Origin of the sequence: Burkholderia sp. Tr-20390 (assembly GCF_017104595.1) — a bacterium.
In the GTDB taxonomy this organism is placed as follows: domain Bacteria; phylum Pseudomonadota; class Gammaproteobacteria; order Burkholderiales; family Burkholderiaceae; genus Burkholderia.
This window is the reverse complement of record NZ_JAAGPC010000036.1, coordinates 52629-61316: the sequence shown is the minus strand read 5'-3', so window position 1 is coordinate 61316 and position 8688 is coordinate 52629. Positions and strand designations below refer to the sequence as shown.

At 68.1% G+C, this 8688-nt stretch carries 8 protein-coding genes; 6 read left to right on the top strand and 2 right to left on the bottom strand.

The genetic code is table 11. From position 1 onward, the window contains the following. Nucleotides 1–492 precede the first annotated feature (492 nt). From glyQ to G3N98_RS12855, 5 genes are read left to right on the top strand one after another with little or no spacing between them, the layout of a single operon-like run. The gene (glyQ, locus tag G3N98_RS12875; RefSeq protein WP_011885965.1) at nt 493–1497 is read left to right on the top strand and encodes a glycine--tRNA ligase subunit alpha; all 1005 of its coding nucleotides are present in this window, start codon (nt 493–495) and stop codon (nt 1495–1497) included. Nucleotides 1498–1519: 22 nt separating this feature from the next. Then, nucleotides 1520–3619 carry a glycine--tRNA ligase subunit beta gene (glyS, locus tag G3N98_RS12870; protein ID WP_089473529.1) on the top strand — a complete coding sequence of 700 codons (2100 nt, stop codon included), beginning with the start codon at nt 1520–1522 and terminating at the stop codon, nt 3617–3619. Between the two features lie 10 nt (nt 3620–3629). After that, on the top strand, nt 3630–4193 hold the full coding sequence (gmhB, locus tag G3N98_RS12865; RefSeq protein ID WP_089426288.1) for a D-glycero-beta-D-manno-heptose 1,7-bisphosphate 7-phosphatase: 564 nt from the start codon (nt 3630–3632) through the stop codon (nt 4191–4193). Nucleotides 4194–4236: 43 nt separating this feature from the next. Next, nucleotides 4237–5001: a lysophospholipid acyltransferase family protein gene (locus tag G3N98_RS12860; RefSeq protein WP_039360052.1), complete on the top strand. Its 765-nt coding sequence runs from the start codon at nt 4237–4239 to the stop codon at nt 4999–5001. 46 nt (nt 5002–5047) lie between these two features. Further along, complete coding sequence (locus G3N98_RS12855) at nt 5048–5935, top strand: SprT family zinc-dependent metalloprotease (protein WP_206148373.1); 888 nt, start codon at nt 5048–5050, stop codon at nt 5933–5935. Between the two features lie 108 nt (nt 5936–6043). Here the strand turns inward: G3N98_RS12855 and gloA are convergent, their stop codons facing one another. Further along, nucleotides 6044–6433, bottom strand: coding sequence for a lactoylglutathione lyase (gene gloA / locus G3N98_RS12850; protein ID WP_089473531.1), 390 nt, complete (start codon nt 6431–6433; stop codon nt 6044–6046). A gap of 395 nt (nt 6434–6828) precedes the next feature. On the opposite strand from gloA, the gene G3N98_RS12845 reads away from it, so the two are divergent. Beyond that, nucleotides 6829–7764 carry a DMT family transporter gene (locus tag G3N98_RS12845; protein WP_089473532.1) on the top strand — a complete coding sequence of 312 codons (936 nt, stop codon included), beginning with the start codon at nt 6829–6831 and terminating at the stop codon, nt 7762–7764. A 94-nt stretch (nt 7765–7858) separates the two neighbouring features. On the opposite strand, the gene rsmA is transcribed toward G3N98_RS12845, so the two are convergent. Next, nucleotides 7859–8686 (bottom strand): 16S rRNA (adenine(1518)-N(6)/adenine(1519)-N(6))-dimethyltransferase RsmA, encoded by an 828-nt coding sequence (rsmA, locus tag G3N98_RS12840; RefSeq protein ID WP_047852199.1) that lies wholly within the window; start codon nt 8684–8686, stop codon nt 7859–7861. Nucleotides 8687–8688: the final 2 nt, after the last annotated feature.

Genomic DNA, 8688 nt, shown 5'->3' with positions numbered 1-8688 from the left:
GCCGGTGAGTTGCGCGAGCGCATCGGCGTCGACCGCATGCAGCTGCGCGGCGGCGGCGAGCCACAGATCGTGCGCGGCATGTTCGCCGCGCGCCTGCGCATCGGCGGCCTGCCCGAGCAGCGCGAGGAAGGGCGGAAGCAGCGGAATGAGGATGTCGGTCGAATCGTCCATGCAGTCGGAATCGGCTAGCGGTGGCGCGGCACGCGTCGCGCGCACCGCAATACGCGCATCTTAACGCCCGCGCGAAGCCGCGCGGCACGCGCGTCACGACAGGCCGCGCGCAGCCGCCCGGCGGGCATCGGTCACGCCCGCGCGGGCCGCCCGGACGGGGCCGACGGTGTGCCCGCCCGCGTTCCGGCCGCATCCGCTCGCCGATCCGGTAAAATTACGCGTTTCAGCACACTAACAAGCCGCGCCGCCGCGCGAGCCGACCCTCCGGGCCCCGCCCGGAGCGCCGCCCGCAACGGAGCGCCAGCGCCACGAAGGCTCTTCATGCTTACGTTTCAGCAAATCATCCTGACGCTGCAGTCCTACTGGGACAAGCAGGGTTGCGCCCTGCTCCAGCCCATCGACATGGAAGTCGGCGCGGGCACCTCGCACGTCCACACGTTCCTGCGCGCGGTTGGCCCCGAGCCGTGGCGCGCCGCGTACGTGCAGCCGTCGCGCCGCCCGAAGGACGGCCGCTACGGCGAGAACCCGAACCGCCTGCAGCACTACTACCAGTACCAGGTCGTGCTCAAGCCGGCGCCGGAAAACATCCTCGACCTGTACCTCGGCTCGCTCGAGGCGCTCGGCTTCGACCTGCAGCAGAACGACGTGCGCTTCGTCGAGGACGACTGGGAAAACCCGACGCTCGGCGCGTGGGGCCTCGGCTGGGAAGTGTGGCTGAACGGGATGGAAGTCACGCAGTTCACGTATTTCCAGCAGGTCGGCGGCCTCGACTGCAAGCCGGTGCTCGGCGAGATCACGTACGGCCTCGAGCGCCTCGCGATGTACCTGCAGAAGGTCGAGAACGTGTACGACCTCGTGTGGACCGAGTGGGAAGAGCAAGGCCCGAACGGCCCCGAGCTGCGCCGCCTGTCGTACGGCGACGTCTACCACCAGAACGAGGTCGAGCAATCGACCTACAACTTCGAGCACGCGAACGTCGACCTGCTGTTCACGTTCTTCAACAGCTACGAAGCGGAAGCGAAGAAGATGATCGACGCGCAGCTCGCGCTGCCCGCGTACGAGCTCGTGCTGAAGGCCGGCCACACGTTCAACCTGCTCGATGCGCGCGGCGCGATCTCGGTCACCGAGCGCGCGGCGTACATCGGCCGCATCCGCGCGCTGTCGCGTCTCGTCGCGCAGGCTTACTACGACTCGCGCGAGAAGCTCGGCTTCCCGATGCTCGGCAACCCGCCGGGCGTGCCGGGCCTCACCACCGACGCCCAGGACGCCGCACAGCCGGCGTGGGCGCCGCCGCTCAAGGTCGAACGCAAGATCGATCAGGACTGACGAGACGAGATTCATTCCAATCATGACGCACAATCATCCCGCCCCCCTGCTCGTCGAACTGCTGACCGAAGAGCTGCCGCCGAAGGCCCTCGCGCGCCTCGGCGACGCATTCGCCGAAGGTCTCGCGCAACGCCTCGCGGCGCGCGACCTCATCGAAGGCGAACTCGTGTTCGAACGCTACGCCACGCCGCGCCGCCTCGCCGTCGTCGTGCAGAACGTGCGCGCCGTCGCCCCTGAAAAGCAGGTCCGCGAAAAGGTCCTGCCCGTGTCGGTCGCGCTCGACGCCGAAGGCAAGCCGACCGCGCCGCTCGCGAAGAAGCTCGCGGCGCTCGGCCACCCGAACCTGTCGATCGCCGATCTCGAGCGCGCGCAGGACGGCAAGGCCGAAGCGTTCTTCATCAACTATTCGGCAGCCGGCGCGACGCTCGCCGACGGCCTGCAGGCCGCGCTCGACGAAACGCTCGAGAAGCTGCCGATCCCGAAGGTGATGACCTACCAGCGCCCGGACGGCTCCGACGTGAAGTTCGTGCGCCCGGTGCACCGCCTGACGGTGCTGCACGACGATCGCATCGTGCCCGTCACCGCATTCGGCGTCGACGCCGGCGACACCACGCTCGGCCACCGCTTCCTGTCCGACGGCCTCGTCGCGATCCAGCATGCGCGCAGCTACGCCGACACGCTGCGCGACAAGGGCCGCGTGATCGCGCACTTCGCCGATCGCCGCGAAACGATCCGCACGCAGCTGAACGAGCACGCGAACGGCGATACGGTCGTGATGCCCGAGTCGCTGCTCGACGAAGTGACGTCGCTGGTCGAATGGCCGGTCGTCTACCCGTGCCGCTTCGAGGACGAATTCCTGCAGGTCCCGCAGGAATGCCTGATCCTCACGATGCAAACCAACCAGAAGTATTTCGCGCTGACCGACGTCGCCGGCAAGCTGCGCTCGCGCTTCCTGATCGTGTCGAACATCGAGACGAAGACGCCGGGCGAGATCATCGAAGGCAACGAGCGCGTCGTGCGCCCGCGCCTCGCCGATGCGAAGTTCTTCTTCGAGCAGGACAAGAAGAAGCCGCTCGCCGAGCGCGTGCCGCAGCTCGCGAACGTCGTGTATCACAACAAGCTCGGTTCGGCGCTCGCACGCGTCGAGCGCCTCGAGGCGCTGGCCGGCGAGATCGCCCCCGCGATCGGTGCCGACGCCACGCACGCGAAGCGCGCCGCGCGTCTCGCGAAGGCCGACCTGCTGACCGACATGGTCGGCGAGTTCCCGGAACTGCAGGGCACGATGGGCACGTACTACGCGCGCCACGACGGCGAAGCCGACGACGTCGCGCTCGCCTGCGCCGAGCACTACCAGCCGCGCTTCTCCGGCGACGCACTGCCGACCACGCCCGTGTCGACCGCCGTCGCGCTCGCCGACAAGCTCGAGACGATCGTCGGCATCTGGGGCATCGGCCTCGCGCCGACCGGCGAGAAGGATCCGTTCGCGCTGCGCCGCCACGCGCTCGGCGTGCTGCGCCTGCTGCTCGAGAAGCAGCTGCCGCTCGATCTCGTGTCGCTGCTGCGCACGGCCCATGCACGCTTCGAAGGCGTGCCGGGCGTGGCCGAATCGACCGATGCGATCCTCGCGTTCTTCATGGACCGCCTGCGCGGCCTGCTGCGCGAGCGCGGCTATTCGGCCGGCGAAATCGACGCGGTGCTGAGCCTGAACCCGACGCGTGTCGACGATCTCGTCGCGCGCCTCGACGCGGTGCGCGAGTTCACGCGCCTCGCGGAAGCCGAAGCGCTCGCGGCCGCGAACAAGCGGATCTCGAACATCCTGAAGAAGTCGGAAGGCGGCGCGAACGGCACGGTGCAGCCGACGCTGCTCGTCGAGGCCGCCGAGAAGGCGCTGCACGAACAGCTCGCGGCCGTGACGCCGCACGTGCAGTCGCAGCTCGAGGCGCGTGCGTACACGGGCGCGCTGTCGGCGCTCGCCGCGCTGCGCGCACCGGTCGACACGTTCTTCAACGACGTGATGGTCAACGCGGAAGATCCGGCACTGCGCGCGAACCGTCTCGCACTGCTGTCCGCGCTGCACCAGCAGATGAACTGCGTCGCCGACATCTCGAAGCTCGCCGCATAAGGGCCGCACGATGCCGACCAGCCCCAACCGAAAGCTCGTCGTCCTCGACCGGGACGGCGTGATCAACGTCGATTCGGATGCGTTCATCAAGACGCCCGACGAATGGATCGCGCTGCCCGGCGCCCTCGAGGCGATCGCCCGGCTCAACCACGCGGGGTATCGCGTGGTGGTCGCGACCAACCAGTCCGGCATCGGTCGCGGGCTGTTCGACATGGCCGCGCTCAACGAGATGCATCTGAAGATGCATCGCGCGGCGGCCGCGGTCGGCGCACGTATCGACGCCGTGTTCTTCTGCCCGCACACGGCCGAGGATCACTGCGACTGCCGCAAGCCGAAACCCGGCATGATGCAGATGATCGCCGAGCGCTTCGAGATCGATCCCGATCACACGCCGGTCGTCGGCGATTCGCTGCGCGACCTGCAGGCCGGCGTCGCGGTCGGCTTCCAGCCGCACCTCGTGCTCACCGGCAAGGGCAAGAAGACGCTCGCCGCCGGCAACCTGCCGCCCGGCACGAAGGTCCACGACGACCTGCGCGCGTTCGCGCTCGATTTCCTTTCACACGAACACGAGTGATGCAGCCGCCGCGCGCATCCTCCCTAACGCCAGACTTACGCCGATGCGCTTCGTCCGCTCCCTGCTGCTGCTGATCTACTTCGTCCTGTACACGGTGCCGTATGCCACCGCGTGCTTCATCGCCTTTCCGTTCATGCGTTCCGACGCGCGCTACTGGATGGCCGCCGGCTGGTGCAAGTCGACGCTGTGGGTCGTGCGCTGGCTGAACGGCATCCGCTACCGGATCGAAGGGTACGAGAACCTGCCCGACGGCCCGGCGGTGCTGCTGTCGAAGCACCAGTCCGCGTGGGAGACGCTCGCGTTTCCGGCGCTGATGCCGAGGCCGCTTTGCTACGTGTTCAAGCGCGAGCTGCTGTACGTGCCGTTCTTCGGCTGGGCGCTCGGGATGCTGCACATGGTCAACATCAACCGCAAGGAAGGCAAGAACGCGTTCACGTCGGTGATCCGCCAGGGCAAGAAGCGCCTGTCGGAAGGCGCATGGATGATCATGTTCCCGGAAGGCACGCGCACGCCGGTCGGCAAGCAAGGCAAGTACAAGACGGGCGGCGCGCGCTTCGCGATCGAAACCGGCGCACCGGTCGTGCCGATCGCGCACAATGCAGGTCGGGTGTGGCCGCGCAACTCGTTCACGAAATTCCCGGGCGTCGTCACCGTGTCGATCGGCAAGCCGATTCCCAGCGAGGGGTTGACGCCCGATGCATTGAACTCGCAGGTCGAAGCATGGATCGAAGCGGAAATGCGCCGGATCGATCCCGATTCGTATCGCCAGGCGGGCAATGCGGGCACGCGCGATGCCGCGCGTGTCTGACGCCCCCAGGTTGCAGCCGTTGCGTACGACAAAAAGAAGCGAACTGATGAAACAGCGTCCGCGGCCACGGCCTGCCGTCGTGGCCCTCGATCATCGCCAGATGGACCTGCCGCTCTTCGACGGGCCGGCCGCCGCACCGTCGGCGCCCGCCACGCCGCCGGCGCCGCCCGAAGCGGCACCCGCCGTGCCCCTCGATCCGGGCCCGGCGCCCGACCGCTCGCGCGTGCGCACGTTCGCACTCGACAGCCGCGTGCTCGAATACCGCCTGAAGCGCTCCGCGCGCCGCACGATCGGCTTCACGATCGACGGCAGCGGGCTGTCGATCACCGCGCCGCGCTGGGTCACCCTCGCCGACATCGAAGCCGCGATCTCCGAGAAACAGCGCTGGATCTTCGCGAAGCTCGCGGAGTGGAAGACGCGCACCGAACAGCGCGCGCTGCCGCAGATCGACTGGCGCGACGGCGCGGCGCTTCCCTATCTCGGCAAGACGGTGACGATCGCGCTCGGCGCGGGCGCCGTCGCGTTCGATGCCGATGCGCTGCGGCTCTCGCTGCCGCTGCCCGTGCAGGCCGACATGCAGCAGATCAAGGATCGTGTGCAGGGCTGGCTGCAGGGCGAAGCCAAGCGGATCTTCGGCGAACGCCTCGCCGTCTATGCGGAGAAACTCGGCGTCACGTATTCGATGTACGCGCTGTCGTCGGCCGCGACGCGCTGGGGCAGCTGCTCGAGCGACGGCAAGATCCGGCTGAACTGGCGGCTGATCCATTTCCCGATGTCGATCATCGACTACGTCGTCGCGCACGAGCTGTCGCACCTGCGCGAGATGAACCACAGCCCGGCCTTCTGGCAAACCGTCGAATCGATCTTCCCCGAGTTCCGCGAAGCGCGGCATACGCTCAAGCATCACCCGCCCGAGTTGCTGCCGTCGCTGTGACGCGCACGGCGTCGCCGCCAACGAAAAAGGGCGATGCGGGTCACCCCGCATCGCCCTTTTTTTCTGCCGCGGCGCACCTCGCACACCGCAGCCCGGCTCATCCGGCGCTCAGTGCGCCTTCCTCTGGATGAACTCGATCTTGTAGCCGTCCGGATCCTCGACGAACGCGATCACGGTCGTGCCGTGCTTCATCGGGCCCGCTTCGCGCGTGACCTTGCCGCCTTGCGCCTTGATCTGCTCGCAGGCCTTGTACGCATCGTCGACTTCGAGCGCGAGGTGGCCGAAGGCGTTGCCGAGATCGTAGGCCGGCGTATCCCAGTTATGGGTCAGCTCGATCACCGTGTTGTCGCTTTCATCGCCGTAGCCGACGAATGCGAGCGTGAACTTGCCTTCCGGATAGTCGTCGCGGCGCAGCACCTTCATGCCGAGCAATTCGGTGTAGAACTTGATCGAGCGGTCGAGATCGCCGACTCGCAGCATCGTATGCAGAAATCGCATGTGTTGTACTCCTGTGGGGACTTTCCAGAACCGGGAACTCTACCAGAGTCGGGTGAATTTCGCCGGGGGCGCCTAGCCGGGGGGCGCCTGGCTGCGGCCGTCCGCGAGCGTCCAGCCGGACGCGCCTCGCCCGAGTGCGCCAATACGATCCGTCGACACCAACCGGCGCGAGCACAACGGCGGAAAACGGCACGATCCGGCTCGCCCGGCGACTGCGCCGATCGGGTAACATCCTTCCACCTCGCACCAAAAACGGGCATGCAACCCCCTGCCCGAACGCGACCACCCCTCCCCCGAGACACCCACACTGCCGTGCGAAACCGCCGATTCGAGCGCGCCGGATGCGCCGCCCTCCCGATCATGCAGCTGCCGCGCCGAACCGGCGAGGTTCGCCGATGACCACGCTCGCCGCCGCCCCCGTGCGCCGCGCGCTCGACATGCGCGCCGTCGGCCTGATGCTGCTGCTGTGCGCGATCTGGGGCTTCCAGCAGGTCGCGATCAAGAGCACGAACGCCGCGATTGCACCGATGTTCCAGGCCGGGCTGCGCTCGGTGATCGCGGCGGTGCTGCTGTGGGGCTGGGCCCGCTCGCGCGGTACGCCGCTGTTCCAGGCGGACGGCACGTTCGGCGCGGGCCTCGCGGCCGGGGCACTGTTCGCCGGCGAATTCATCTGCGTGTTCTTCGGGCTGACGCTGACGAGTGCATCGCACATGGCGATCTTCCTCTACACGGCGCCCTGCTTCACCGCGCTCGGCCTGCACCTGTTCGCCCCGGGCGAACGGCTGCAGCGCACGCAGTGGGCCGGCGTCGGCCTGGCATTCGCCGGCATCGCGCTCGCGTTCGCGGACGGCTTCCTGAAACCGCGCGCCCCCGGCGCATCGGTGCTGGCCGGGCTCGCCGGCGACGCGCTCGGGATCCTCGGCGGCGCGATGTGGGCCGCGACGACGGTCGTCGTGCGCTCGACGGCGCTCGCGCGGGCGAGTGCAAGCAAGACGCTGTTCTACCAGCTCGCGGTATCGGCGGTCGTGCTGGTCGCGCTTGCCGCCCTGTTCGGCCAGGTGTCGTTTGCGCAGGTCACGCCGGTCGCGGTGGCGAGCCTCGCGTACCAGTCGGTGATCGTCGCGTTCGTCAGCTACCTGTCGTGGTTCTGGCTGCTGACGCGCTACAGTGCGTCGCGGCTGTCCGTCTTCACGTTCCTGTCGCCGCTGTTCGGCGTCGCGTTCGGCGTGCTGCTGCTCGGCGAATCGGTCGGCTGGCGCTTCATGTCCGCGGCCGCGCTCGTGCTGACCGGCATCGCGCTCGTCAACGCGCCGCCGCGCCGGCGGGCTTGACGACCCGGCGCAGCACGCGCGCGCCCACGCAACAAAAAAGCTGCCTCGCAGGGCAGCCTCTTCGTCACATCCGGTCCGGCTCGCGTGACCGGCCTCAACCGGCCTTGCGCACCGCCGCGAGCGCCTGCGCGACGCCGACGTATTCGGCCACGCTCACGTCCTCCGCACGGCGTGCGAGATCGAAGCCGAGCGCGTCGAAATCGATCGTCTCGCGATAGTCGCCGAGCGTATTGCGCAGCATCTTGCGGCGCTGCGAGAACGCGGCGGTGACGATTTCGCCGAGCAGCACGGGATCGACGTCCGGCAGTTCGTGCGGTTCGTACGGAATCATCCGAACGATCGCGGAATCGACCTTCGGCGGCGGCTGGAACGATTCCGGCGGCACGTCGAGCATCTTCTCCATCACGTAGCGGTACTGCAGCATCACCGACAGACGCGAAAACGCCTTCGTGCCCGGCTCCGCGACCATCCGCTCGACGACTTCGTTCTGCAGCATGAAATGCTGGTCGATGACCGCATCGGCGAACGTCATCAGGTGAAACAGCAGCGGGCTGGATATGTTGTACGGCAGGTTGCCGACGATCCGCAGCGACGGCTTGTCGCCGGGCGCCGCGAGCGACCGGAAGTCGAACGCGAGCGCGTCGCCTGCGTGCAGTTCGAGCAGCGCGCCGAAACGTTGCTGCAGGCGCCCGATCAGGTCGCGGTCGAGCTCCACTGCATGCAGCGGCGACTCGGGCGTCGCGAGGCGCTCGATCAGCGGCTCGGTCAGCGCACCGAGCCCGGGGCCGATCTCGACCATGCGCTGGCCGCGCGCGGGACCGATCGTCGAGACGATCGAGTCGATCACGCCGTGATCGACGAGGAAGTTCTGCCCGAAGCGCTTGCGCGCGAAATGGCCTTGGTGCTGTCTGCTGTTCGACATCG

What these genes read in the sequence shown, in the direction of transcription:
- glyQ (WP_011885965.1), top strand. Translation starts at nt 493, where the DNA reads ATGCTTACGTTTCAGCAAATCATCCTGACGCTGCAGTCCTACTGGGAC.
- glyS (WP_089473529.1), top strand. Translation starts at nt 1,520, where the DNA reads ATGACGCACAATCATCCCGCCCCCCTGCTCGTCGAACTGCTGACCGAA.
- gmhB (WP_089426288.1), top strand. Translation starts at nt 3,630, where the DNA reads ATGCCGACCAGCCCCAACCGAAAGCTCGTCGTCCTCGACCGGGACGGC.
- G3N98_RS12860 (WP_039360052.1), top strand. Translation starts at nt 4,237, where the DNA reads ATGCGCTTCGTCCGCTCCCTGCTGCTGCTGATCTACTTCGTCCTGTAC.
- G3N98_RS12855 (WP_206148373.1), top strand. Translation starts at nt 5,048, where the DNA reads ATGAAACAGCGTCCGCGGCCACGGCCTGCCGTCGTGGCCCTCGATCAT.
- gloA (WP_089473531.1), bottom strand. Translation starts at nt 6,433, where the DNA reads ATGCGATTTCTGCATACGATGCTGCGAGTCGGCGATCTCGACCGCTCG.
- G3N98_RS12845 (WP_089473532.1), top strand. Translation starts at nt 6,829, where the DNA reads ATGACCACGCTCGCCGCCGCCCCCGTGCGCCGCGCGCTCGACATGCGC.
- rsmA (WP_047852199.1), bottom strand. Translation starts at nt 8,686, where the DNA reads ATGTCGAACAGCAGACAGCACCAAGGCCATTTCGCGCGCAAGCGCTTC.